The 23,580-nt window shown below is 59.6% G+C and carries 24 protein-coding genes; 21 read left to right on the forward strand and 3 right to left on the reverse strand.

Features of this window, described 5'->3' with window-relative positions:
• Window positions 1-2: 2 nt before the first annotated feature.
• The 19 genes from ACY8D3_RS19010 to ACY8D3_RS19100 all read left to right on the forward strand — a co-directional run bounded on the left by ACY8D3_RS19010 (window position 3) and on the right by ACY8D3_RS19100 (window position 20,035).
• Window positions 3-875 (forward strand): ParB/RepB/Spo0J family partition protein, encoded by an 873-nt coding sequence (locus tag ACY8D3_RS19010; protein ID WP_462380384.1) that lies wholly within the window; start codon window positions 3-5, stop codon window positions 873-875.
• A gap of 154 nt (window positions 876-1,029) precedes the next feature.
• The gene (locus ACY8D3_RS19015) at window positions 1,030-1,437 is read left to right on the forward strand and encodes a F0F1 ATP synthase subunit I (protein WP_462380385.1); all 408 of its coding nucleotides are present in this window, start codon (window positions 1,030-1,032) and stop codon (window positions 1,435-1,437) included.
• Window positions 1,438-1,451: 14 nt separating this feature from the next.
• Window positions 1,452-2,318, forward strand: coding sequence for a F0F1 ATP synthase subunit A (atpB, locus tag ACY8D3_RS19020; protein WP_462380386.1), 867 nt, complete (start codon window positions 1,452-1,454; stop codon window positions 2,316-2,318).
• Between the two features lie 102 nt (window positions 2,319-2,420).
• Window positions 2,421-2,678 carry a F0F1 ATP synthase subunit C gene (gene atpE, locus ACY8D3_RS19025; protein WP_003097235.1) on the forward strand — a complete coding sequence of 86 codons (258 nt, stop codon included), beginning with the start codon at window positions 2,421-2,423 and terminating at the stop codon, window positions 2,676-2,678.
• A 57-nt stretch (window positions 2,679-2,735) separates the two neighbouring features.
• Window positions 2,736-3,206, forward strand: a complete 471-nt coding sequence (locus tag ACY8D3_RS19030) for a F0F1 ATP synthase subunit B (protein WP_462380390.1) — start codon at window positions 2,736-2,738, stop codon at window positions 3,204-3,206.
• Window positions 3,207-3,217: 11 nt separating this feature from the next.
• Window positions 3,218-3,754 carry a F0F1 ATP synthase subunit delta gene (locus ACY8D3_RS19035; protein WP_462380391.1) on the forward strand — a complete coding sequence of 179 codons (537 nt, stop codon included), beginning with the start codon at window positions 3,218-3,220 and terminating at the stop codon, window positions 3,752-3,754.
• Window positions 3,755-3,775: 21 nt separating this feature from the next.
• Window positions 3,776-5,320 carry a F0F1 ATP synthase subunit alpha gene (atpA, locus tag ACY8D3_RS19040; protein ID WP_462380392.1) on the forward strand — a complete coding sequence of 515 codons (1,545 nt, stop codon included), beginning with the start codon at window positions 3,776-3,778 and terminating at the stop codon, window positions 5,318-5,320.
• Between the two features lie 50 nt (window positions 5,321-5,370).
• Window positions 5,371-6,231 carry a F0F1 ATP synthase subunit gamma gene (gene atpG, locus ACY8D3_RS19045; protein ID WP_462380393.1) on the forward strand — a complete coding sequence of 287 codons (861 nt, stop codon included), beginning with the start codon at window positions 5,371-5,373 and terminating at the stop codon, window positions 6,229-6,231.
• Between the two features lie 28 nt (window positions 6,232-6,259).
• Complete coding sequence (gene atpD / locus ACY8D3_RS19050; RefSeq protein ID WP_462380394.1) at window positions 6,260-7,636, forward strand: F0F1 ATP synthase subunit beta; 1,377 nt, start codon at window positions 6,260-6,262, stop codon at window positions 7,634-7,636.
• Between the two features lie 48 nt (window positions 7,637-7,684).
• A complete protein-coding gene (locus ACY8D3_RS19055; RefSeq protein ID WP_462380395.1) occupies window positions 7,685-8,110 on the forward strand; it encodes a F0F1 ATP synthase subunit epsilon in 426 nt (141 codons plus the stop codon).
• A gap of 136 nt (window positions 8,111-8,246) precedes the next feature.
• A complete protein-coding gene (glmU, locus tag ACY8D3_RS19060) occupies window positions 8,247-9,611 on the forward strand; it encodes a bifunctional UDP-N-acetylglucosamine diphosphorylase/glucosamine-1-phosphate N-acetyltransferase GlmU (RefSeq protein ID WP_462380396.1) in 1,365 nt (454 codons plus the stop codon).
• A gap of 69 nt (window positions 9,612-9,680) precedes the next feature.
• Window positions 9,681-10,451, forward strand: a complete 771-nt coding sequence (locus ACY8D3_RS19065) for a DeoR/GlpR family DNA-binding transcription regulator (RefSeq protein WP_462380397.1) — start codon at window positions 9,681-9,683, stop codon at window positions 10,449-10,451.
• An 11-nt stretch (window positions 10,452-10,462) separates the two neighbouring features.
• A complete protein-coding gene (glmS, locus tag ACY8D3_RS19070) occupies window positions 10,463-12,298 on the forward strand; it encodes a glutamine--fructose-6-phosphate transaminase (isomerizing) (RefSeq protein WP_462380398.1) in 1,836 nt (611 codons plus the stop codon).
• Window positions 12,299-12,632: 334 nt separating this feature from the next.
• Window positions 12,633-14,405, forward strand: a complete 1,773-nt coding sequence (locus ACY8D3_RS19075; protein WP_462380399.1) for an ATP-binding protein — start codon at window positions 12,633-12,635, stop codon at window positions 14,403-14,405.
• Window positions 14,402-15,745, forward strand: coding sequence for a sigma-54-dependent transcriptional regulator (locus ACY8D3_RS19080; protein ID WP_462380400.1), 1,344 nt, complete (start codon window positions 14,402-14,404; stop codon window positions 15,743-15,745). The genes ACY8D3_RS19075 and ACY8D3_RS19080 overlap by 4 nt, the downstream gene beginning before the upstream one ends.
• Window positions 15,746-15,977: 232 nt before the next feature.
• Window positions 15,978-16,934: a TAXI family TRAP transporter solute-binding subunit gene (locus ACY8D3_RS19085; protein WP_462380401.1), complete on the forward strand. Its 957-nt coding sequence runs from the start codon at window positions 15,978-15,980 to the stop codon at window positions 16,932-16,934.
• Window positions 16,935-17,038: 104 nt separating this feature from the next.
• Complete coding sequence (locus tag ACY8D3_RS19090) at window positions 17,039-19,066, forward strand: TRAP transporter permease (RefSeq protein WP_462380402.1); 2,028 nt, start codon at window positions 17,039-17,041, stop codon at window positions 19,064-19,066.
• Window positions 19,063-19,452 (forward strand): DUF1850 domain-containing protein, encoded by a 390-nt coding sequence (locus tag ACY8D3_RS19095; protein ID WP_462380403.1) that lies wholly within the window; start codon window positions 19,063-19,065, stop codon window positions 19,450-19,452. The genes ACY8D3_RS19090 and ACY8D3_RS19095 overlap by 4 nt, the downstream gene beginning before the upstream one ends.
• A 52-nt stretch (window positions 19,453-19,504) precedes the next feature.
• Window positions 19,505-20,035 (forward strand): DUF3617 domain-containing protein, encoded by a 531-nt coding sequence (locus ACY8D3_RS19100; RefSeq protein ID WP_462380404.1) that lies wholly within the window; start codon window positions 19,505-19,507, stop codon window positions 20,033-20,035.
• Window positions 20,036-20,057: 22 nt separating this feature from the next.
• Here ACY8D3_RS19100 and ACY8D3_RS19105 read toward each other — a convergent pair whose 3' ends face one another.
• Window positions 20,058-20,411: an NADH:ubiquinone oxidoreductase gene (locus tag ACY8D3_RS19105; protein WP_462380405.1), complete on the reverse strand. Its 354-nt coding sequence runs from the start codon at window positions 20,409-20,411 to the stop codon at window positions 20,058-20,060.
• Between the two features lie 75 nt (window positions 20,412-20,486).
• Here ACY8D3_RS19105 and ACY8D3_RS19110 point away from each other — a divergent pair, with 75 nt between their 5' ends.
• The gene (locus ACY8D3_RS19110; RefSeq protein ID WP_462380406.1) at window positions 20,487-21,455 is read left to right on the forward strand and encodes a CobW family GTP-binding protein; all 969 of its coding nucleotides are present in this window, start codon (window positions 20,487-20,489) and stop codon (window positions 21,453-21,455) included.
• A gap of 19 nt (window positions 21,456-21,474) precedes the next feature.
• The gene (locus ACY8D3_RS19115) at window positions 21,475-22,386 is read left to right on the forward strand and encodes an alpha/beta fold hydrolase (RefSeq protein WP_462380407.1); all 912 of its coding nucleotides are present in this window, start codon (window positions 21,475-21,477) and stop codon (window positions 22,384-22,386) included.
• 59 nt (window positions 22,387-22,445) lie between these two features.
• Here ACY8D3_RS19115 and ACY8D3_RS19120 read toward each other — a convergent pair whose 3' ends face one another.
• On the reverse strand, window positions 22,446-22,892 hold the full coding sequence (locus ACY8D3_RS19120; protein WP_462380408.1) for a DUF3301 domain-containing protein: 447 nt from the start codon (window positions 22,890-22,892) through the stop codon (window positions 22,446-22,448).
• A gap of 104 nt (window positions 22,893-22,996) precedes the next feature.
• On the reverse strand, window positions 22,997-23,482 hold the full coding sequence (locus ACY8D3_RS19125; RefSeq protein ID WP_462380409.1) for an acyl-CoA thioesterase: 486 nt from the start codon (window positions 23,480-23,482) through the stop codon (window positions 22,997-22,999).
• Window positions 23,483-23,580: the final 98 nt, after the last annotated feature.

Raw genomic sequence — 23,580 nt, forward strand, 5'->3', positions numbered from 1 at the left:
GCATGGCTGTGAAGAAACGAGGGCTCGGCCGTGGCCTGGATGCCCTACTGGGCAACTCCAGCGTCCCGAAGCTGGAGGAACAGACGCTTCAGACCGACAGGCGCGAATTGCAGGACATTCCACTGGAACGTATTCAGCGCGGGAAATACCAGCCGCGCCGAGACATGGATCCCACTGCCCTCGAAGAGCTTGCCCATTCGATCAAGGCACAAGGCGTCATGCAGCCCATCGTCGTAAGGCCGATTGGCAAGGGTCGCTACGAGATCATTGCGGGTGAGCGTCGCTGGCGTGCAAGCCAGCAGGCAGGGCTTGAACGAATCCCTGCGGTCGTTCGTGAGGTTCCGGATGAAGCAGCTATCGCAATGGCGCTTATCGAGAACATCCAGCGTGAGGATCTCAATCCGTTGGAGGAGGCGCTTGCGCTTCAACGCTTGCAGCAGGAATTCCAGCTAACTCAGGCTCAGGTCGCCGATGCGGTAGGGAAGTCCCGCGTGACAGTAAGCAACCTGCTACGCTTGATTGGGCTACCGGAAGACGTCAAGACGATGTTGTCTCACGGCGATCTGGAAATGGGGCATGCTCGCGCGTTGTTAGGCCTGCCTGCCGATCAGCAATCCGAAGGGGCGCGACACGTTGTCGCACGAGGCCTGACGGTACGGCAGACCGAAGCCTTGGTACGTCAATGGCTTAGCGGGAAGAAAACCGGTCCGGAAGCAGCGCCAGCCGACCCGGACATAAGCCGTCTGGAACAACGCCTGGCAGAGAAACTGGGCTCTCCGGTACAGATCAAACATGGGCAGCGTGGCAAGGGACAGCTGGTGATTCGCTACAGCTCGCTGGACGAGCTCCAAGGTGTGTTGGCTCACATTCGCTGAAACAATTGGCGGTGTAGCGCCAATCGGAAAAGACTACCCAGCAGTTGAACAGGGGGGATACGACCCCTATACTCTGCGCGCATTTTGGCCGTCGCATTCGACGCCAAATCACGAACTGGCGCGCATTTAGGACAAGCCAGAGGAACCTGCCGAGATGGACATTCGCACGCCTCAACGCCTGCCGCTCCATCGCCTTCCGGTATTCCCCGTATTGTTGGCTCAACTGGGCATCGGCCTGGCTGCGTCTGTCGTGATTTGGGTGTTGGCCGGTAGGGTCGCCGGCTATTCGGCACTCATCGGTCTGGGTATCAGCTGGTTGCCCAACGTGTATTTTGCCCGCAAGGCATTCCGCTTTGGCGGTGCGCGGGCGGCTCAGGCCATCGTCCGGTCGTTCTACGCTGGCGAGGCCGGGAAACTGATTTTCACGGCAGTGCTGTTTGCACTGGCGTTTGCTGGAGTGAAACCGCTTGAACCGCTGGCCTTGTTCGGCGTGTTCGTCCTGACTCAGTTGGTCAGCTGGTTCGCTCCGCTGCTGGTGAAGAAAAGAATTTCAAGACCTTAGACGTTGAGGGATATATGGCTGAACAAACTGCCTCGGGCTATATCCAGCATCACCTGACCAACCTGACCTTTGGTCAGCACCCGGTGAACGGCTGGAGCTTTGCTCACACCGCCCAAGAGGCGCAGGAAATGGGCTTCTGGGCCTTCCACGTGGATACCCTGGCTGTTTCGGTCGTTCTCGGATTCCTTTTCATCCTGCTGTTCCGCGCAGGGGCCAGCCGTGCGACTTCCGGACAACCCGGTGCACTCCAGAACTTCGTCGAAGTTATGGTCGAGTTTGTGGACGGTAGCGTGAAGGACACCTTCCACGGCCGTAACGCACTGATCGCGCCGCTGGCATTGACGATCTTCGTCTGGGTGTTCCTCATGAACCTCATGGACCTTGTGCCGGTGGACTGGCTGCCAATGGCTGCTGCGAAGATCGCAGGCGACGAGCACCTGTTCTTCCGTGTCGTCCCGACGACCGATCCAAACGCTACGCTGGGCCTGGCTCTGTCCGTATTTGCTCTGATCCTGTATTACAGCATCAAGGTCAAAGGTATTGGCGGCTTCCTGGGTGAGCTCACACTTCATCCCTTCAGCAGCAAGAACGTCCTGGTACAGATCATTCTGATCCCGGTTAACTTCCTGCTCGAATTCGTCACCCTCGTCGCCAAGCCCGTATCCCTGGCACTGCGACTGTTCGGTAACCTGTACGCTGGCGAGTTGATCTTCATCCTCATCGCCATCATGTTCGGCGGCGGCTTGTTGTTGGGCGCTCTCGGTATCGCATTGCAGTGGGCGTGGGCAGTCTTCCACATCCTGATCATCGTGCTGCAGGCCTTCATCTTCATGATGTTGACTATCGTCTACCTGTCGATGGCACACGAAGACAGTCACTAAGGGTTTTGCCTCCAGCCTTGCGTGCCGGGGCTGGGGCTGACGAAAAACGATTCAAACGCTTCACCACAACTAACCAATACGACGCACAAGTCGGGAGGAAAAATGGAAACTGTAGTTGGTCTGACCGCGATCGCCGTTGCTCTGCTGATTGGTCTGGGTGCCCTGGGTACCGCTATCGGATTCGGTCTGCTGGGCGGCAAGTTCCTGGAAGGCGCTGCACGTCAGCCGGAAATGGTTCCGATGCTTCAAGTCAAGATGTTCATCGTGGCGGGTCTGCTCGACGCCGTAACCATGATCGGTGTTGGTATCGCCCTGTTCTTCACCTTCGCTAACCCCTTCGTTGGTCAGATCGCCGGCTAATTCTTCTCTTTCCGAGAAGATTGGTTTGGATGGACAACGAACGAGCGAGGTGTTGGCGTGAACATTAATGCAACCCTGATTGGCCAGTCCGTTGCCTTCTTCATCTTCGTGCTGTTCTGCATGAAGTTCGTGTGGCCTCCGGTCATCACGGCTTTGCGCGAACGCCAGAAGAAGATTGCTGATGGCCTGGACGCTGCCAGCCGTGCGAATCGCGATCTGGAGCTAGCCCAAGAGAAAGCGGGCGAGCAACTGCGCGAGGCGAAGGCCCAGGCGGCGGAAATCATCGAGCAAGCCAAGAAGCGCGCGAACCAGCTCGTCGACGAAGCCCGTGAACAGGCTCGTGACGAAGCGGAGCGTGTGAAAGCGCAGGCTCGAGCCGAGATCGAACAGGAACTCAACGGCGTCAAGGATGCGCTGCGTGCCCAGGTGGGCGCGTTGGCGGTCAGCGGTGCTGAAAAGATCCTAGGTTCGAGTATCGATCAAAACGCGCATGCGGAGCTGGTTAACAAACTGGCAGCCGAAATCTAAGCGAGGGCGACATGGCAGAACTGACCACGCTGGCCCGACCTTACGCCAAGGCTGCTTTTGAGCATGCCCAGGCCAACCAGCAGATGGCCCCATGGTCGGACATGCTGGCCCTGGCTGCTGCCGTGTCGCAGGACGACACCGTGCAGCGCATGCTCAAGGCTCCGCGTCTGACGAGCACAGAGAAAGCCTCCGCCTTTATCGAGGTGTGTGGCGATGCACTCAACGCGCAGGTCCGGAACTTCATTCAGGTTCTAGCCGAGAACGAGCGTCTCCTGCTTTTGCCTGAGATCGCCGCCCTGTTCGAACTGTACAAGTCCGAGCGGGAAAAGTCGGTAGACGTGGAAGTGACCAGTGCCTTCGCATTGAGCGCAGAACAGCAAGACAAACTCGCCAAGGTTCTCAGCGCACGGCTCAGCCGGGAAGTGCGTCTGCACGCCGCGGAAGACCCCGCCCTCATCGGTGGTGTCGTGATCCGCGCCGGCGACCTGGTTATCGATGGCTCGGTTCGCGGCAAGATCGCGAAGCTGGCCGAAGCGTTGAAATCTTGAGTTTGAAGGGGCAGCAGAGCAATGCAGCAACTCAATCCTTCCGAAATTAGTGAAATCATCAAGGGGCGTATCGAGAAACTCGACGTCTCTTCCCAAGCCCGTAACGAAGGCACGATCGTCAGCGTATCCGACGGTATCGTGCGTATCTTCGGTCTCGCTGATGTTATGTATGGCGAGATGATTGAATTCCCGGGCGGCGTCTATGGTATGGCGCTGAACCTCGAGCAAGACTCTGTCGGTGCCGTAATCCTGGGTGATTACACCGGCCTACAGGAAGGCATGAGTGCGAAGTGCACCGGCCGTATCCTCGAGGTTCCGGTTGGCCCTGAACTGCTCGGCCGCGTCGTCGACGCACTGGGCAACCCGATTGACGGTAAGGGCCCGATCGCCGCGACCGCTACCGACGCTGTCGAAAAAGTTGCGCCTGGCGTGATCTGGCGCCAGTCGGTCGACCAGCCGGTACAGACCGGTTACAAGTCGGTCGATGCGATGATCCCGGTCGGCCGTGGCCAGCGTGAGCTGATCATCGGTGACCGTCAGATCGGTAAGACGGCTCTGGCTGTCGATGCGATCATCAACCAGAAGAATAGCGGTATCCGCTGCGTCTACGTTGCGATTGGCCAGAAGCAGTCGACCATCGCCAACGTCGTGCGCAAGCTGGAACAGCATGGCGCGCTGGAAAACACCATTGTCGTTGCGGCTTCGGCATCCGAATCCGCTGCGCTGCAGTTCCTGGCACCTTACGCCGGCTGCACCATGGGTGAGTACTTCCGTGACCGTGGTGAAGACGCGCTGATCGTTTACGATGACCTGTCCAAGCAGGCTGTTGCGTATCGCCAGATTTCCCTGCTGCTGCGTCGTCCGCCAGGCCGCGAAGCCTACCCAGGTGACGTGTTCTATCTCCACAGCCGTCTGCTCGAGCGCGCATCGCGTGTATCGGCCGACTACGTCGAGAAGTTCACCAACGGTGCGGTCACTGGCAAGACGGGTTCGCTGACGGCGCTGCCGATCATCGAAACGCAGGCGGGCGACGTTTCAGCGTTCGTACCGACCAACGTGATCTCGATCACCGACGGCCAGATCTTCCTCGAGTCCGCCATGTTCAACTCGGGTATCCGTCCGGCCGTCAACGCCGGTATCTCGGTATCCCGTGTAGGTGGTGCTGCTCAGACCAAGATCATCAAGAAGCTGTCCGGCGGCATTCGTACCGCTCTGGCCCAGTATCGTGAACTGGCGGCTTTCGCCCAGTTCGCATCGGACCTGGACGAAGCGACCCGTAAGCAGCTCGAGCACGGTCAGCGCGTTACCGAGCTGATGAAGCAGAAGCAGTATGCGCCCATGTCCATCGCCGAAATGGCGCTGAGCCTGTACGCAGCCGAGCGTGGCTTCCTCACCGACATCGAGATCGCCAAAGTTGGCGCTTTCGAAGCCGCCCTGATCGCCTACTTCAATCGTGATCACGCCGACCTGATGGCGAAGATCAACGTGAAGGGTGACTTCAACGACGAAATCGACGCCAGCATGAAAGCCGGTATCGAGAAGTTCAAGTCCACCCAGACCTGGTAAGCCGCAGCGGGCATCGATAGATGCCCGCTTGCTAACCTGATAGGTGTGAAATGGCAGGCGCAAAAGAGATTCGAGGCAAGATTGCGAGCATTAAAAGCACGCAAAAGATCACCAGCGCCATGGAAAAGGTCGCGGTCAGCAAGATGCGCAAGGCTCAACAGCGCATGGCCGCCAGCAAGCCATACGCTGAGCGTATCCGGCAGGTGATCGGCCATTTGGCCAACGCCAACCCGGAATACCGCCATCCCTTCATGATCGAACGCGAGATGAAGCGCGTCGGCTACATCGTGGTCACTTCTGACCGTGGTCTGGCCGGTGGTCTGAACAGCAACCTGTTCAAGGCCCTCATCAAGGACATGAGCAGCAAGCGTGACCAGGGTACGGAAATCGACCTGGCCACCATTGGTAGCAAGGGTGCTTCGTTCTTCCGTAGCTACGGCGGAAACGTAGTCGCGGCGATCAGCCACCTGGGTGAAAACCCGTCGATCAGCGATTTGATCGGCAGCGTCAAGGTCATGCTGGATGCCTATCTTTCGGGCCGCATCGATCGTCTGTACGTTGTATCGAACAAGTTCGTGAACACCATGACGCAGAAGCCAACCGTGGAGCAGCTCGTTCCGCTGGTGGCTGAAGACAGTCAGGAGCTCAAGCACCACTGGGACTACTTGTACGAACCCGACGCCAAGCAGCTGCTTGATGGCCTGCTGGTACGTTACGTGGAATCGCAGGTTTACCAGGCGGTTGTCGAGAACAACGCAGCCGAACAGGCCGCGCGCATGATCGCAATGAAGAACGCCACCGACAACGCCGGTGAACTGATCAGTGATTTGCAGCTGATCTACAACAAGGCGCGTCAGGCAGCGATCACCCAGGAAATTTCGGAAATCGTCGGCGGCGCTGCCGCGGTTTAAGAACGGTTCAACTATTGAGGACCATGAGATGAGCAGTGGACGTATCGTTCAAATCATCGGCGCCGTCATCGACGTGGAATTTCCGCGTGATCAGGTACCGAGTGTTTATGAAGCGCTGAAGGTAGTCGGCGCTGAAACTACCCTGGAAGTCCAGCAGCAGCTAGGCGACGGCATTGTCCGTACCATTGCGATGGGTTCCACCGAAGGCCTCAAGCGTGGCCTTGACGTCGCCAACACAGGTGCTGCGATCCAGGTTCCGGTCGGGGTCAAGACCCTGGGCCGTATCATGGACGTACTGGGCAACCCGATCGACGAAGCGGGTCCTATCGGCGAAGAAGAGCGTTGGGGCATTCACCGCCCAGCACCGAGCTACGCTGAGCAGGCCGGCGGCAACGATCTGCTAGAAACCGGCATCAAGGTTATCGACCTCGTCTGCCCGTTTGCCAAAGGCGGTAAAGTCGGCCTGTTCGGCGGCGCCGGTGTCGGCAAGACCGTAAACATGATGGAGCTGATCCGTAACATCGCGATCGAGCACAGCGGTTATTCCGTATTCGCTGGCGTGGGTGAGCGTACTCGTGAGGGTAACGACTTCTACCATGAGATGAAGGACTCCAACGTTCTCGACAAGGTAGCCCTGGTATACGGTCAGATGAACGAGCCGCCGGGCAACCGTCTGCGCGTGGCACTGACTGGCCTGACCATGGCCGAAAAATTCCGTGACGAAGGTCGTGACGTACTGTTGTTCGTCGACAACATCTACCGTTACACCCTCGCCGGCACCGAGGTGTCCGCACTGCTCGGCCGTATGCCTTCTGCAGTAGGTTATCAGCCAACTCTAGCCGAAGAGATGGGCGTTCTTCAGGAACGTATCACGTCGACGAAGTCCGGTTCGATCACCTCGATTCAGGCCGTTTACGTACCTGCGGATGACTTGACTGACCCGTCGCCTGCAACCACCTTCGCCCACTTGGACGCAACAGTGGTTCTGTCCCGTGATATCGCGTCGCTGGGTATCTACCCTGCGGTTGATCCTCTGGACTCCACTTCGCGCCAGCTCGATCCGAACGTGATCGGTCAGGAGCACTACGATACCGCGCGCGGCGTGCAGTACGTTCTGCAGCGCTACAAGGAGCTCAAGGACATCATCGCGATTCTGGGTATGGACGAGTTGTCCGAGCAGGACAAACAGCTCGTGTCCCGTGCGCGTAAGATCCAGCGCTTCCTGTCCCAGCCGTTCTTCGTGGCCGAAGTCTTCACCGGCTCGCCAGGCAAGTACGTGTCGCTCAAGGACACCATCGCGGGCTTCAAGGGCATCCTCAATGGCGACTACGATCACCTGCCCGAGCAGGCGTTCTACATGGTCGGCAGCATCGAGGAAGCCGTCGAGAAGGCCAAGAAACTCTAAGGCAACCCGGGCGTCCTCCGTGACGCCCTGGTCGATACGAGGTTAGAAATGGCTATGACTGTCCATTGCGATATCGTCAGCGCTGAAGGCGAAATCTTCTCGGGTCTGGTCGAGATGGTGGTGGCGCACGGCAACCTGGGTGATCTGGGCATCGCGCCCGGCCACGCGCCGTTGATCACCGACCTCAAGCCGGGTCCGGTTCGCCTCGTCAAGCAGGGCGGAGAGGAGGAAGTGTTCTACATTTCCGGTGGTTTCCTCGAGGTCCAGCCATCCATGGTGATGGTGCTTGCCGATACCGCTTCGCGTGCGGGCGATCTCGATGAAGCTGCGGCGCAGGAAGCCGTCAAGGCTGCCGAAGCGGCCCTGGCTGGCAAGAGCACTGAGTTCGACTACGGTACCGCTTCTGCCCAGTTGGCTGAAGCCGCCGCACAGCTGCGTACCATTCAGCAATTGCGCCGTCAGGCCAAGCGCTAATCGTCCGCGAACAGGAAAGGCAGCCTCGGCTGCCTTTTTTGTTGCCTGAAAGAAACCCGAGCAGTGCGCTACTCATGCGCAGGGTGCACCTTTAGAATCCAGGCTTTTGGATCTTATCTGTCTTCAGGAGAAGCTCATGTCACTGGATATCGTCATTCTTGCCGCCGGCCAGGGGACGCGTATGCGGTCCGCACTGCCAAAAGTGCTTCACCCTGTGGCGGGTAAATCCATGTTGGCCCATGTGCTCGATTGCGGACGAAAACTCGAGCCCAGCGGAATGCACGTTGTGATTGGCCATGGCGCTGAGCGCGTGCGCGAGGCGGTCGGAGCAGACGACGTTCGGTTTGTGGTTCAAGAACAGCAGCTCGGAACCGGCCATGCAGTTGCTCAAACCCTGCCCAACCTGGGCGCTGAGCGGGTATTGATTCTTTACGGCGACGTGCCTTTGGTCGAACGCAGTACCCTGGATCGACTGCTAGGGAAGGTGGCGGATGATCGCATCGCACTGTTGACCGTCGTCCTTGAAGACCCCACGGGGTATGGCAGGATCATTCGTGACGCGTCGGGCGCAGTCCAGGCTATCGTTGAGCAGAAGGATGCATCGGAAGCCCAGCGCCAAATCAGGGAGGGCAATACCGGCATCCTGGCTGTCCCAGGTGCGCGTCTTGCCGATTGGCTGCAACGCCTTTCCAACGATAACGCACAGGGCGAGTATTACCTGACCGATATCATTGCCATGGCGGTGGCGGATGGTTTGGTAGTCGACACTGAGCAAGCCGCCGACCCTATGGAAGTGCAGGGGGCGAATGACCGGGCCCAACTGGCCATGCTGGAGCGGCATTATCAGAGCCGTGCCGCGCGACGCCTGATGGCACAAGGCGTGACACTGCTCGATCCCGCTCGCTTCGATGTGCGAGGTGAAGTCACGGCGGGGAGAGATGTTGAAATCGACATCAATGTCATCCTGGAAGGCCGCGTAGTGATCGAAGACGGCGTCCGTATTGGCCCAAATTGCGTCATCCGCGACAGCATTTTGCGTCGCGGCGCGATCGTGAAGGCCAATTCCCATCTTGAGGGCGCCGAAGTGGGCGAGGGGGCGGACTGTGGGCCGTTTGCTCGACTACGCCCCGGTGCGGTCCTGGGCGCTCGCGCGCATGTGGGCAACTTTGTCGAACTCAAGAATGCGCGTATGGGAGAGGGTGCCAAAGCCGGCCACCTGGCGTACCTGGGCGATGCTCAGATCGGCGCGCGTACCAACATCGGCGCTGGAACCATCACCTGTAACTATGACGGCGCAAACAAGCATCAGACTGTGATGGGTGAGGACGTCTTCATTGGCTCGAACAGCGCGCTCGTTGCACCGGTCACGTTAGGTGACCGTGTCACCACGGGAGCCGGATCGGTCATCACGCAAGACGTGGGTGCCGACACGCTCGCAGTAGGGCGAGCACGGCAACGCAATATCGAAGGGTGGCAGCGCCCAGTTAAGGCCAAAAAGTGACCAGCGCTTGCGTTTCGGTGTGCCAAATGTTTTGATTCGCGGACTTATCTTTCGAAACGAAACTTAGACGTGTCGAAACGCAATACCCCCCAGCGACGTCATGCGATCCTCGCCCTATTGGCCCAACAAGGCGAGGTCAGCGTAGATGACTTGGCTCGGTCGTTCTCAACCTCCGAAGTCACCATCCGTAAGGACCTGGCCGCACTCGAGGCCAACGGTCTCCTTCTACGGCGTTACGGTGGCGCAGTACCGCTCCCGCAGGAATTGCTCGCCGAGCCCGGACAGCCCGTTTCAGCATACAAGCAAGCAATTGCCAAGGCGGGTGTCGGCTGCATTCGTGAGCATGCGCGAATCATCATCGACAGCGGGAGCACGACCGCCGCGATGATTCCCCATCTGGGTCATAAGCCTGGTCTCGTGGTCATGACGAACTCGCTGAACGTCGCCAATGCCCTTCGCGATCTCGAACACGAACCCATGCTGCTGATGACCGGGGGTACGTGGGATCCCCATTCCGAATCCTTCCAGGGACAGGTCGCCGAACAGGTGCTGCGCGCCTATGACTTCGACCAACTGTTCATAGGCGCTGATGGGATCGATCTGGCGCGAGGCACCACGACCTTCAACGAGTTGCTCGGCCTTTCCCGCGTCATGGCGGAAGTCGCGCGGGAAGTCATCGTGATGGTCGAGTCCGACAAGATCGGACGACGGATCCCCAACCTCGAGCTTCCTTGGGAGCGCATTCATACCCTGATTACAGACGAGCGTATCACCGATGACGCTCGCCACGAGATAAGCGCGCGCGGCATTCGATTGATCTGCGCGTCGCTGGACAACTGAGGAGACAGCTCATGTGCGGAATCGTAGGTGCCGTAGGCGAACGTAACGTTACCCCCATTCTCGTCGAAGGGCTTCGGCGGCTCGAATACCGGGGGTACGATAGCGCTGGCGTTGCGCTGATCGACGCCGAGTGTGGCCTCCAGCGTCGTCGCCAGACAGGCAAGGTCAGCGAACTGACCGCATTGCTCGAGCGTGAGCCACTTACTGGCCGAATCGGCATTGCACATACCCGGTGGGCCACCCACGGTGCACCGACTGAAAGCAACGCACATCCTCACTTTTCCGGGCACGAACTGGCCGTGGTCCACAACGGCATCATCGAAAACCACGATGCGCTACGCGACCGGCTGAAAGGGCGGGGATACGTCTTCACATCGCAGACCGACACCGAGACCATCGTTCACCTTTTGCACCTGCGCCTGGGCGAGTTGGGGGACCTTACGGCTGCGCTCAAGGCAGCGGTGAAGGAACTGCACGGTGCCTACGGCCTTGCGGTGATCAGTGCCAAACAGCCGGATCGTGTGTTGGCCGCGCGTAGCGGGAGCCCGCTGGTTGTGGGATTAGGTCTTGGGGAAAATTTCCTGGCATCCGATCAGCTCGCGCTGCGTCAGGTCACGGATCGCTTCATGTACCTGGAAGAAGGTGATATCGCCGAAATTCGCCGTGACGAGATAAGCATCTGGGACGTGGACGGCAAGCCGGTCTCCCGCGAAGTGGTTCAATATCACGAAGGTGCCGAGGCTGCAGACAAGGGCGAGTATCGTCATTTCATGCTCAAGGAAATCCATGAGCAGCCAAAAGTCGTGCAGCGGACGCTGGAAGGCCGCCTGGCCCAGGACCACGCGCTGGCGCAGGCCTTCGGTCCTGCGGCTGCCGAGCTGTTTGCCAAGGTGCACAATGTTCAGATCGTCGCCTGCGGCACCAGCTTCCATGCGGGCATGGTGGCTCGTTATTGGCTCGAGTCGCTGGCGGGTATCCCTTGCCAGGTCGAGGTAGCCAGCGAGTTCCGTTATCGCAAGGTCGTCGTCCAGCCCAATACCTTGTTCGTCACCATTTCGCAGTCTGGCGAAACGGCTGATACGCTGGCTGCGCTGCGTAATGCCAAGGCGTCGGGTTATCTGGCGAGCCTTGCGATCTGTAACGTCGGCACGAGCTCGCTCGTACGCGAATCGGATCTGACCCTACTGACGCAGGCGGGCCCGGAGATTGGTGTGGCCTCGACGAAGGCATTCACCACCCAACTGGTCGGCCTGATGCTGCTGACCCTGTCCCTGGGCCGTGCTCGTGGGCTACTGGATAGCGCTGTAGAAGCCGAATTGGTGGAAGAGCTTCGTCGCCTGCCGACCCGCCTGGGTGAAGCACTGGCGATGGACAAGACGATCGAGAAAGTCAGCGAGCTGTTCGCAGAGAAGCACCACACGCTGTTCCTGGGCCGGGGTGCGCAGTATCCAGTTGCGATGGAAGGCGCCTTGAAACTCAAGGAGATTTCCTACATACACGCGGAAGCCTACCCGGCTGGAGAGTTGAAACACGGGCCTCTGGCACTGGTGGATAGCGACATGCCTGTCGTGACCGTAGCGCCCAACGATGAGTTGCTCGAGAAATTGAAGTCCAACCTTCAGGAAGTCCGCGCGCGTGGTGGTGAGCTGATTGTTTTCGCAGACACGCAGGCGGCCATGAGCAACGGAGAGGGCATCGAGGTTGTGAACATGCCGCACATCCATGAAGCGCTCGCCCCCGTCCTCTATACCATCCCGCTTCAGCTGCTCTCGTACCATGTAGCTGTACTGCGCGGCACGGACGTGGACCAGCCACGCAACCTCGCCAAGAGTGTAACGGTCGAGTAAGCCCAGTAGCCCCCATCGCAGCGAAACAATCATGCGCTTCCATGATCGAGTCTGGCTGCGACGGCACTACGGCCGGCCATTACTGTTGGGGCGAACGCTGGACAGGCTTCGGGGTAGGACCTTGGTTTCATAGACGTCCTGCGGATGTGGCATGTATACCGTGGTGACTCTGCCTAGGCGTTCAAGCGCTACGCGTGCGCATTCACCCAATTCTGGCGACTAGGCTTCACACAATGGCCGTCTGGTAACGTCATGGTCCAGCTGGCTCATACCGCAACGTATCTCGCCAATACCTTGCTACGATGGCGGCATTCGAAGAACAAACGAGTGGCGCATGCAGGGTACGTTATTCAAGCCAAGGATATGGCTAGGCGCAGCAGCGGCGATCTGCATGTTGTTCATCGGCCTCTGGCTGGCTGATCGGTTTGCCGAGCAGCGGACGTTGGAGTCGCGTCGTGATGAAGCGCGCGCTCAGCTTCAACTTTATGCACAGAATATCCACATTCTGGTCGAGCGGTTCCGAGCCGTGCCGGCGTTACTCGCGCTCGACGGCGATATCCACAGGCTACTCCGGTTGCCAGAAAACGAAGGGCACCGCGATTTCGTCAACCGTCGCCTGGACGTACTGAACCGCACCGGCGGCTCCGCCGTGCTCTATCTTCTCGACTCGACCGGTCGGACGCTTGCGGCCAGCAACTGGAACGAGGCGAGCAGTTTCGTAGGCCATGACTATGCTTTTCGCCCCTACTTCCAAGACGCAATCGCCCATGGATCGGGACGCTACTTTGCGGTCGGCGTCACCACGGGCGTACCGGGCTATTTTCTATCGCATGCGGTACGCGATGGGGAAGGCGAGGTCATCGGTGCACTGGTGCTCAAGCTGGAACTCGAAGAGTTGCAGCGTGAATGGCTCCATCAGGACGGTGTGCTGCTTGTCACCGATGCCCACGGCATTGTCATCCTGTCCAACCGTCCGGCTTGGCGATTTGGTCATCTGAACGCGCTGACGGATGCTGACCACCAGCGCATCGCCGATGCGCGTAAATATGCACGCCAGACGCTAAAACCGATCCCCAACCGGCAGCTGCAGGCGCTCGAAGCGGGTGCGACCTTCAGCGAACTGGATACGCCTGATGGGGCAGCTCGCTATCTATGGCAACGCCAGGTCCTGCCTGATGAGGGCTGGGAGTTGCACCTGCTGTTGGAACCACAGCCGCTACCAGCTACTCGCAGCAGCTTCCGCTTGGCGGCTTTGGGCCTATGGGCCACGCTGGCTTTCTTGCTGCTCTACCTTTATCAGCGCCGCAAGAACCAGCGATTGCAGGCACGCAATCGCGAAGAGCTCGAACATTTGGTCAATGCACGCACGGCGGAGCTTCGTATGGCGCAGGATGAACTTGTTCACGCTGCGAAAATGGCTGCGCTCGGACAAATGTCTGCCGCGCTGGCGCACGAGATCAACCAGCCACTGACCGCAATGCAATTTCAGCTCGGCACCCAGCGACTGTTGTTGGACGCGGCGCGCTACGAAGATGCTCGGCAAAACCTGCTTCAGATCGACGCTTTGCTGGCACGCATGGCTTCGCTGACGACGCATCTGAAGACATTTGCACGGAAAAGCCCCGGCGGGCTGCGCGAACGTCTGAGTCTGGAGCATGTTGTCGACCAGGCCCTGGCGCTGTTGGGGCCAAGAATTCGACATGAGGCTGTGGATATCATTCGGTCTGTGGATAACCAGGCCGAGGTATGGGGCGATGCCATTCGCCTAGAGCAAGTTGTGCTGAACCTGCTGCACAATGCGCTCGATGCGCTTCAGCATCGGGACCTGCGTTGGATGCGGATCGAAACGCGTCGTACCGGCAGTGACTGGATCCTCGAGCTGGAAGATAGCGGCGGCGGTATATCGCCCGAAAACCTCACCAGTGTCTTCGATCCGTTTTTCACGACCAAACCGGTAGGGGAGGGCCTTGGTCTTGGACTGGCCGTCTCCTATGGCATCGTGCGGGATCTGGGCGGCGCACTTGAGGTTCGCAACGGCGACTACGGTGCCCTGTTCACCTTACGTCTTCCCGCCTCCTCACCAGAGCCCATAGAGGTACATGCATGATTCAGGAAGTCGTTTTCATCGATGATGAATCTGCCATTCGCGAAGCGGTCCGGCAGTGGCTCGAACTGTCGGGCGTCACTGTGAGGACCTGCGACAGCGTGGCCCAGGCATTGCGCCTGATCGATGCCGGTTTCCCCGGGGTGGTCATCTCTGACGTACGTATGCCGGGGCAGGATGGATTGCAATTGCTCGACAGCCTGATGGCGATGGACCGTGATCTGCCTGTAATCATCGTTACGGGCCACGGTGACGTTCCCATGGCGGTTCAGGCGTTGCGCCAGGGGGCCTACGACTTCATCGAAAAGCCCTTCACGCCGGAGCGTCTGCTGGAAAGCTACAAGCGCGCGCAGGACAAGCGTCGCCTTGTACTGGAGAACCGCCAACTGCGCCAACAGGTCGCAGCGAGCGGCCGGATCGAGGCGCAGTTGCTCGGTATCTCGCCGGCCATGGAGCGCCTGCGTCGGCAGGTTGCGGAGCTAGCGCAGACCTCGGTGAACGTGCTGATCCGCGGCGAGACTGGCAGTGGCAAGGAGCAGGTTGCCAGAGCCCTGCACCAATTTGGGGTGCGCGCGGATGGGCCGTTCGTGGCGCTCAATTGCGCGGCCATTCCCGAATCGATATTCGAAAGCGAGCTGTTCGGGCATGAAAGTGGTGCGTTTACCGGAGCGACGGCGCGTCGGATAGGGCGTATCGAATATGCGCATGGCGGTACGTTGTTCCTCGATGAAGTTGAAAGCATGCCCCTGGGGCAGCAGGTCAAGCTGCTACGGGTAATCCAGGAGCGGACGCTCGAACGTCTGGGCTCCAATCAAAGCATCACGGTCGACTTGCGAGTGGTGAGCGCGGTAAAGCCTGATCTTGCCGACGAGGTGCGCCAAGGTCGTTTTCGAGAAGACTTGCTCTATCGCCTTAACGTTGCTGAGATTCGTATTCCGCCGCTGCGGGAACGTCGCGAGGACATTCCGCTGCTCTTCGAGCATTTCTCGAACGAAGCTGCCCGACGACATGGTCGAGAAAGCCGGGTCATCGGTCCAGCCACGCTGAACCGTCTGCTGGCCCATGATTGGCCAGGCAACATTCGTGAATTGATCAATGCGGCTGAGCGTCATGCGCTTGGACTGACTGCCGGTGACCCATCGGAAGATGCCGCGCTTTCCCTAGCAGCGCGCCTGGAGGCGTTCGAAGCGCAATGCCTTCATGATGCCTTGTTACGGCATCGCGGGAATATCACAGCTGTCATGGAGCAGTTGGGACTGCCTCGTCGTACGTTGAACGAAAAGATGCAGCGGCATGGGCTGAATCGTAGCGATTACCTACCCATCGGGGCTGCACCCGAATAAGCGGAAATTCGCCGAAGCCATAGCTCCATGTAGGCGGATTCTTGCCGATGCTTTCGGTTCCAAGACTCGCGCGCCTGTCTGGCGCGGGGATTTATGAGTGTGGCATGAGTCATGCCTAGCTTGATCTCGGTTGCTGAACAAAGATAATCAGGAGCGACCTGACTTCGGCCTGGCCAAGGGTTGCGGTTCGAAGCGGTACTTCCAATAAATCCAACAAGAACGGAGATACACCATGCGCTTGAGCAAGCGTTTTTCCTTGATGGCGGCTGCTGCCGCGATCGTTACCGCCAGCACTGCTGCCGTTGCGGCGCCCACCTTCATCAATGTCCTCACAGGTGGAACGAGCGGCGTCTATTACCCAATCGGCGTGGCCCTGTCCCAGCTCTACGGTTCGAACATCCAGGATGCCAAGACGTCCGTTCAGGCAACCAAGGCCTCTGTGGAAAACCTGAATCTTCTGGCTGCTGGTCGCGGCGAGCTGGCGTTCGCACTGGGTGATTCGGTGGCTGACGCATGGGAAGGCGTTGCCGACGCCGGCTTCCAGAAGCCACTGAAGTCGATCCGTGCCATTGCGGGCATCTACCCGAACTACATCCAGATCGTGGCGAGCGCCGAATCCGGCATCAAGACGCTGGAAGACCTCAAGGGCAAGCGCATCTCGGTAGGTGCGCCCAAATCCGGTACCGAACTCAACGCACGGGCCATCTTCAAGGCGGCAGGTCTGAGCTACAAGGACATGGGCTCGGTTGAATACATGCCGTTCGCTGAGTCGGTGGAATTGATCAAGAACCGCCAGCTCGATGCGACCCTTCAGTCTTCCGGACTCGGCCAGGCGGCCATTCGTGACTTGGCTTCGACCATGAAGCTGAACTTCGTGGCAGTACCGGCTGACGTTGTCACCAAGATTGGCAATCCGGTCTATCAAGCCATGAACATTCCGAAGGAAACCTATGACGGCCAGACCGAAGACGTACCAACGGTCGCCATCATGAACATCCTCGTCACTAGCGAGAAGGTCGATGACGAGACGGCGTACCAGATGACCAAGCTGATGTTCGAGAACCTGCCGCGCCTGGCGAACTCGCACTCTGCTGCCAAGGACATCCAGGTGGAACACGCCACCGAGAACCTGCCAATCCCACTGCATCCGGGCGCTGAGCGCTACTACAAGGAAAAAGGCGCCCTCTGATGCGCCTCGGCGCTGGCCTTCCTGCCGGCGCCGCTTCACGACCCTAAAGGTTCCGCCTGGTCAGGCGTATGGCTCGCCATGCGCCGTTTTCCGAGAGTGCTCTCATGAACGACCCCCAACAAGGCCTGGAAACGAAGCCCAACGAGTGGCCGAAGGCGCTGTTCTACGTCGCGCTGGCGTTTTCCATCTATCAGATCATCACCGCCGCGTTCCATCCCGTTTCGAGCCAGGTGTTGCGCGCCGGTCACGTCGGCTTCCTGCTCATGCTCGTCTACCTGGCGTTTCCATTGCGCGGCAAGGGTACGCCCTGGCAGCCGATGGCCTGGGTATTGGCCGCCGCTGGCATGTTCACTGCCTTCTACCAATGGTATTTCGAAGCCGACCTCATCCTTCGTTCCGGTGATCTGAGTACCGCCGACTTCGTCGTCGGGATCATGCTGATGGTCCTGATTTTCGAGGCGGCGCGCCGTGTCATGGGCATTGCGTTGCCAGTCATCTGTGCACTCTTCCTCGCATACGGTCTATTGGGTGAATACCTGCCCGGAGATCTGGCCCATCGAGGGTATGGCTTCGACCAGATCATCAACCAGCTGGCCTTCGGCACCGAGGGTTTCTACGGTACGCCTACTTACGTCTCGGCCACCTATATCTTCCTGTTCATCCTGTTCGGCGCGTTTCTCGAGCAGGCGGGCATGATCAAACTGTTCACGGACTTCGCGCTTGGCCTGTTTGGTCACAAGCTCGGCGGGCCGGCAAAAGTGTCTGTCGTGTCGTCCGCGCTGATGGGTACGATCACAGGCTCTGGCGTCGCCAACGTGGTGACCACGGGTCAATTTACGATCCCGCTCATGAAGCGCTTCGGCTATCGCCCCGCCTTCGCGGGTGCGGTAGAGGCCACCTCGAGCATGGGTAGCCAGATCATGCCGCCGGTGATGGGTGCCGTCGCATTCATCATGGCCGAAACCATCAACGTGCCCTATGTCGAAGTCGCCAAGGCTGCATTGATACCGGCCCTGCTGTATTTCGGCTCGGTGTTCTGGATCGTTCATCTGGAAGCCAAGCGCGCGAACCTGCGTGGCCTGCCGAAGGATCAATGCCCCAGCGCGCTGGCTGCCGTAAAGCAGCGCTGGTTCCTGCTGATTCCCTTGGCGGTCCTGGTCTATCTGCTGTTCTCGGGGCGCACGCCGATGTTCTCCGGTACGGTCGGACTCGCGCTGACGGCCATCGTGATCCTGGGGTCTGCGATCATCTTGCGTGTGTCGTCCATGGGCCTTCGCATGGCGTTCTGGATTGCCCTGGGTGTGCTATGCGCCGGTTTCTTCCAGCTTGGAATTGGCGTGGTCTTCATGGTCATCGGCGCGCTGGTTGTCGCCTGCTGGTTCGTCAAGGGCGGCCGCGAGACGCTGGTGATCTGCCTGCACGCCATGGTCGAAGGCGCTCGCCACGCGGTGCCAGTCGGTATCGCCTGTGCGCTCGTGGGCGTGATCATTGGTGTGGTCTCGCTGACCGGGATCGCAACGACATTCGCCGGTTATATCCTCGCGGTCGGGCAGGACAACCTGTTCCTATCGCTGGTGTTGACCATGCTGACGTGCCTCATCCTTGGCATGGGTATTCCGACGATCCCCAACTACATCATCACGAGTGCCATTGCCGCACCGGCGTTGCTGGATCTGGGCGTACCGCTTCTGGTCTCGCACATGTTCGTGTTCTATTTCGGCCTGATGGCCGATCTGACGCCACCGGTTGCCTTGGCCTGCTTCGCCGCTGCACCGATTGCCAAGGAGAACGGGTTCAAGATCAGCCTGTGGGCGATTCGCATCGCAGCGGCGGGCTTCGTCGTACCGTTCATGGCGGTGTATGACCCGGCGTTGATGATGCAGGGCGATTCGTGGACGCATACCCTGTATATGTTATTCAAAGCGGCCCTTGCGGTCTGCCTGTGGGGCGCGGCAGTCGTAGGACACTTCCAGAATCGCCTGGGCGTACTCGAGCGTCTGTTCGCAGCCGTGTGTGGCGTGATGCTGGTGCTGGCAATGCCGATAACCGATGAAGTCGGCTTCGGACTGGCGGCCCTCTTCTTCGCACAACACTACTGGCGGCATCGCCGGACGGCTCCGGCAGCCGCGTGATCGGGCTCTGTCTTGGGTTAGCCGGGGTGGTGTGGGCCGAAGTGGCCACGCCCCGGTTCACGCTGGCCTGGAACCACACGATCGAGAAGATTCGCTGGGAAGAGGATTATCAGATTCGGGACGAAGGCCTCGAACTTGGCGAAGCCCGCGTGCGAGGTACCGGTGCCGGCATGGAAGTCCCTGACGATGCCGTGCTCCGGGACGGCGCCTGGCATTACCACCGTCGCATGCCTCCCCTTCAGCCGCTTCGCGTGGGCCGAACGCCGGAAGCCGGCGATTATCAGGTCTGCTTTGATGGCGCCTGTCACCCAATGGCCAAATGGCTCGGCCCGCCCAGCATCGATCGGCCTTTCCTCGAGCTGTGGAGTTGCGGCCTGGGGCAGTGAACATCGCATCGCTTCGGCGTTCCAATCTGCAACGCCTACCAGGGAGACATCCATGATCAATCGTGTCGCGTTGCTGGCTTTGACGCTCGCCGCATCGGCTGCAGTTCAAGCCGAGCAACTGGTGAAGCCGGGCCTGTGGGAAATGTCGACGTCCAACATGCAGATCAGCGGGCAGCAGGTGCCAAGCCTGGATAGCCTGATGTCGCAGATCGGTTCACTGCCACCGGAACAGAGACAGCGTATGGAGCAGGTTTTGGCCCAGCAGGGCATGGCGCTGGGTGATAAGGGCATGCGAGTTTGCCTGAGCGAAAAACAGGTCCAGCGCGATACGTTGATGCTTCATGATCAGGGCCAGAATTGCAGCCAGCAAATCAAGGAAGAGCAGAAGGGCCATCTGGCGTTTACGTTCCAGTGCCCCGATGCTCAAGGCGAAGGGACTGCGCAAATCTTGAGCGACCAGGAATTCGTCAGCCATGTGAAAGGCCAGTTCTCGGTGCAGGGTGCAGGTCCCCAGCGGGGAAGCATGGATTACCGTGGGCGGTGGGTGTCAGCGGACTGCGGAGATCTGAAGCCGGCGCGTTAAGCGCCGTGTTTCACGTGAAACACTATTTACCCATCCAGGTACCGTGGCTTTGTCGCTCGCAGGCCGGTTTCAGGTAGGCGCCGTCGCTGGCCACGCCGTAGTAGTGGATATCCTGCCGGTACGGTGTACCGGCAACCTTTGCATCACGACAAACGCCGAACGCACCCTGTGGGCAAATTTCTGCGTATTCCACGGTGACCTTCTGCCCCTTCAATTGCGGCTGACAGAACCCCGTGCGGAACAGATTGGCCGGAATACTTCGGTTTTGCTGGCATAGCTTTACATCGAGACGCTCGGCCTGACTGTGGATGATGCAGGCTTCAGCGAAGGCCTGACCTGACGCCACAAGAAGAAGGAACATTGGCACGAGTCGCATGGTGGCGTAAGCCTCCTGTTGAAAGGACGATCCGGAAGTGTCAGCGTGATAGCTTGGTAGCCAGGCATTCAGCACATGTTGTCCCACATTCCGACGCATATCATCGGCGGCCCGCTCGGTGCGGGCAAGACCAGTCTTATTCGCCACCTGCTAACGCAACGCCCGAACGGCGAGCGTTGGGCCGTGCTCGTAAACGAATTCGGTGCGATTGGCCTGGACGCGGCGCTCATGGCGAGCTCGGATCGGGGTATCACGATATCTGAAGTGGCGGGTGGCTGCGTGTGCTGCGTTAATGGCGTGCCGTTCCAGGTTGCCCTGACGCGGTTATTGAGAAAAGCCAAACCTATGCGACTGTTCATCGAGCCGTCTGGGTTGGGGCATCCGATCGAACTTCTTCAGCAGTTATCCGCTGCTCCGTGGACAGGCGTATTGACAGTTCAGCCGTTGGTGACCGTTCTCGACGCACGCGCGCTTGATGCTGGTGAGCCGTTACCACCCGTTCAGCTCGACGCGGTCGAGCGGTCCGGTCTGCTGGTGCTGAACAAGACGGATCAAGTCGACGAGCAGCGGCTCAAGTGGCTGACCGAGCAGTTTGCCCAACCTGTCCATTCTACTGTGCACGGTACGTTGGAGCTGCGCGACCTACCCCTGATATCGGCTTCGGATCTCGTCCCGGGCGAGCTGCCAGGGACTGATTCGGTCAAGATGCCCACCGTTTGGCGAGACGAGCGTGTGCCATTCCGCCAGTCGCATGCGGCAGAAGAGGGCTGGAGCATTGGCTGGCGCTATCATCCGTCCGTTCGCTTCGATCCTGTTGCGTTCGGGCACTGGCTGGCGTCGCTTGATTGGCGCCGAGCCAAGGTCATATTGGCGACGAATACCGGCTGGCAGTCAGCCAATATGCTAGGGGGAGCTGCCATCGAGTGGCACGTGTCGGCGTGGCGGCGGGACAGCCGAATTGAATTGATCTTTCAACGACAACAAGACGAAGCGTGGCTTCAGGCCGGCCTGGATGCCTGTCGCATGGATGGCCCGCCTAGCTGATCGCAACGAACGGACGTTTATGGCCACATTCATTCCCTGGTCGCATTCAGGTTCAGCAGGCTTCACGCTGCGCGGCTGGTATACCGAACCCAGCGGCAAGCCCCTGCTTCATTTCCTTCATGGCAACGGATTCTGCGGCCGGACCTACGAACCAATGTTGTCGATCCTCGCCGAGCATTTCGATCTCTGGCTGAGTGATGCGCAGGGTCATGGTGGGAGCGATCCAGGCGATCGATTCGTAGGCTGGAACCGTTCCGCAGCGCTCGCGGTGGAGGCATTCGAAGCGGGGCGGGCGCGATTTGGAGACGTGACGCAGGTGGCGGTCGGGCACAGCTTCGGTGGTGTGCTGACGGGTCTCATTCTGGCGGAACACCCAAGCCTATTCGATCGTGCGGTGCTGCTTGATCCCGTACTGTTCAGCCCGACCATGCTCGGCATCATGGCGTTCTCGGACGTGCTCGGGCTCTACCGCCGAAACAAGCTGGCGACTCGGACCCGACGCCGTCGACGGCAGTGGCCTACTCGAGCGTCTGCAATCGATTCCCTGCGAGGCCGCGGGATGTTTGTCGGATGGACAGAAGAAGCCCTAGAGGCTTATGCCAAATCAGCCCTGCGGCCTACGGCCGAAGGTGTTGGATTGTGTTGTCCGCCAGAATTGGAAGCCGCAATCTTCTCGTCCTTCCCAAAGCGGCTGTGGCCCGCATTGGCGCAGATACAGACGCCAACGCACCTGCTCGTCGGCGTGGACAGCTACCCATTCGTAGGGCAGGCGGCGCGGCGTCTCGCGAGCCGAAATGCATCCGTATCCTACGAGCAGATCTCAGGTGGGCATTGCTTCATGCAGGAAAAGCCCCGCTTGAGCGCTGAGCGAGTCTCGGCCTATCTACTGGCTAATGCCGAGACGCCACCCGCTCTATCCGTCGTGGATTGAGTCGGTGACCAAATGCTCGAAGGGTGGTGGACGGACAGCCCTGCTCTGACCGAGGCGCATCATTCCCGGTGCCAAGGCTCTGTGAGGTCGGCATCCCGTTCTGTAGCGTGCTGCTTTCGCCAGTCCGAGAGCTGGATGACCTGCGCGGTGCGTTGCTGGGTTTGCACAGGAGGCCGTGCGTCCACGGGTTCGTGGTAGGGGTGAGGCGCAACCTCAATACGACCCAGGTGCATGCCAAACATGGCAATCGTGCCCGGATGTCGTTGCTCTCCCGTGACCGTAAATTCAAAACCGTAGACCCGCGCGAAGCGCTTGCGGCCTTTTGCGTCGGCAATTCGAGCGAAGCGCTTGAAGGCAACGTTATCGTCCAGGAGCTCGAGTTCCTGTCGCTCGCAGTGTTGGCGTACCAGGCCATACGCACGCTCACGGACGCCATGGCCGTGCCAGAACCAGGCACCGACTGCGGCGGCGAGCATCAGCAGGGTCATGTCGAACAACGTGAACATGGGGGCAGCAGACTCCGTGGGGCCAGGTGCGGTCGCACCGTAAGCGCTCTCGCGAGCGCAGGGTCTAGAGTAGCCGATCCCGGCCCCCCTGCGCGCGGTCGGTGTCAGTCGTTGGTCGTCTTGAGCTGCGCGTAGCGCTCTTCCAGCTCCTCACGGATCTTGCGTCGCTGAGCAGCCTGGGCAAATCGGCGCTTTTCGTCCGGCGTGCGCGGCTCACGTGGGGGCACAACAACCGGACGTCGATCGCCATCGACAGCCACCATGGTGAAGAAGCAGCTGTTGGTGTGTCGGACGGACCGCTCCTGAATGTTTTCCGTGATCACCTTGATGCCGATCTCCATGGATGTGCGACCGGTGTAGTTCACCGTGGCGAGAAAGGTCACTAGCTCACCGACGTGCACTGGCTCGCGAAAGATGACCTGATCGACGGATAGTGTTACCACGTAGCAGCCGGCATACCGGCTGGCGCAGGCATACGCCACTTCGTCCAGATACTTCAGCAGCGTGCCTCCGTGGACGTTTCCGGAAAAATTCGCCATGTCTGGCGTCATCAGGACAGTCATCGTCAGTTCGGCGTTACCGGGTTCCATGTGTGCATCGTTCCTGAATAAAGATCGGAAAGTGAGACGCCCGGCCGTGCCAGGCCGGCACATCATGCCCGGAATCAGCCGACGCGGTGAGCATCCGG

This window comes from Pseudomonas sp. Marseille-QA0892, from assembly GCF_054950135.1.

What these genes read in the sequence shown, in the direction of transcription:
- ACY8D3_RS19010 (WP_462380384.1), top strand. Translation starts at nt 3, where the DNA reads ATGGCTGTGAAGAAACGAGGGCTCGGCCGTGGCCTGGATGCCCTACTG.
- ACY8D3_RS19015 (WP_462380385.1), top strand. Translation starts at nt 1,030, where the DNA reads ATGGACATTCGCACGCCTCAACGCCTGCCGCTCCATCGCCTTCCGGTA.
- atpB (WP_462380386.1), top strand. Translation starts at nt 1,452, where the DNA reads ATGGCTGAACAAACTGCCTCGGGCTATATCCAGCATCACCTGACCAAC.
- atpE (WP_003097235.1), top strand. Translation starts at nt 2,421, where the DNA reads ATGGAAACTGTAGTTGGTCTGACCGCGATCGCCGTTGCTCTGCTGATT.
- ACY8D3_RS19035 (WP_462380391.1), top strand. Translation starts at nt 3,218, where the DNA reads ATGGCAGAACTGACCACGCTGGCCCGACCTTACGCCAAGGCTGCTTTT.
- atpA (WP_462380392.1), top strand. Translation starts at nt 3,776, where the DNA reads ATGCAGCAACTCAATCCTTCCGAAATTAGTGAAATCATCAAGGGGCGT.
- atpG (WP_462380393.1), top strand. Translation starts at nt 5,371, where the DNA reads ATGGCAGGCGCAAAAGAGATTCGAGGCAAGATTGCGAGCATTAAAAGC.
- atpD (WP_462380394.1), top strand. Translation starts at nt 6,260, where the DNA reads ATGAGCAGTGGACGTATCGTTCAAATCATCGGCGCCGTCATCGACGTG.
- ACY8D3_RS19055 (WP_462380395.1), top strand. Translation starts at nt 7,685, where the DNA reads ATGGCTATGACTGTCCATTGCGATATCGTCAGCGCTGAAGGCGAAATC.
- glmU (WP_462380396.1), top strand. Translation starts at nt 8,247, where the DNA reads ATGTCACTGGATATCGTCATTCTTGCCGCCGGCCAGGGGACGCGTATG.
- glmS (WP_462380398.1), top strand. Translation starts at nt 10,463, where the DNA reads ATGTGCGGAATCGTAGGTGCCGTAGGCGAACGTAACGTTACCCCCATT.
- ACY8D3_RS19075 (WP_462380399.1), top strand. Translation starts at nt 12,633, where the DNA reads ATGCAGGGTACGTTATTCAAGCCAAGGATATGGCTAGGCGCAGCAGCG.
- ACY8D3_RS19080 (WP_462380400.1), top strand. Translation starts at nt 14,402, where the DNA reads ATGATTCAGGAAGTCGTTTTCATCGATGATGAATCTGCCATTCGCGAA.
- ACY8D3_RS19085 (WP_462380401.1), top strand. Translation starts at nt 15,978, where the DNA reads ATGCGCTTGAGCAAGCGTTTTTCCTTGATGGCGGCTGCTGCCGCGATC.
- ACY8D3_RS19090 (WP_462380402.1), top strand. Translation starts at nt 17,039, where the DNA reads ATGAACGACCCCCAACAAGGCCTGGAAACGAAGCCCAACGAGTGGCCG.
- ACY8D3_RS19100 (WP_462380404.1), top strand. Translation starts at nt 19,505, where the DNA reads ATGATCAATCGTGTCGCGTTGCTGGCTTTGACGCTCGCCGCATCGGCT.
- ACY8D3_RS19105 (WP_462380405.1), bottom strand. Translation starts at nt 20,411, where the DNA reads ATGCGACTCGTGCCAATGTTCCTTCTTCTTGTGGCGTCAGGTCAGGCC.
- ACY8D3_RS19110 (WP_462380406.1), top strand. Translation starts at nt 20,487, where the DNA reads ATGTTGTCCCACATTCCGACGCATATCATCGGCGGCCCGCTCGGTGCG.
- ACY8D3_RS19115 (WP_462380407.1), top strand. Translation starts at nt 21,475, where the DNA reads ATGGCCACATTCATTCCCTGGTCGCATTCAGGTTCAGCAGGCTTCACG.
- ACY8D3_RS19120 (WP_462380408.1), bottom strand. Translation starts at nt 22,892, where the DNA reads ATGTTCACGTTGTTCGACATGACCCTGCTGATGCTCGCCGCCGCAGTC.
- ACY8D3_RS19125 (WP_462380409.1), bottom strand. Translation starts at nt 23,482, where the DNA reads ATGGAACCCGGTAACGCCGAACTGACGATGACTGTCCTGATGACGCCA.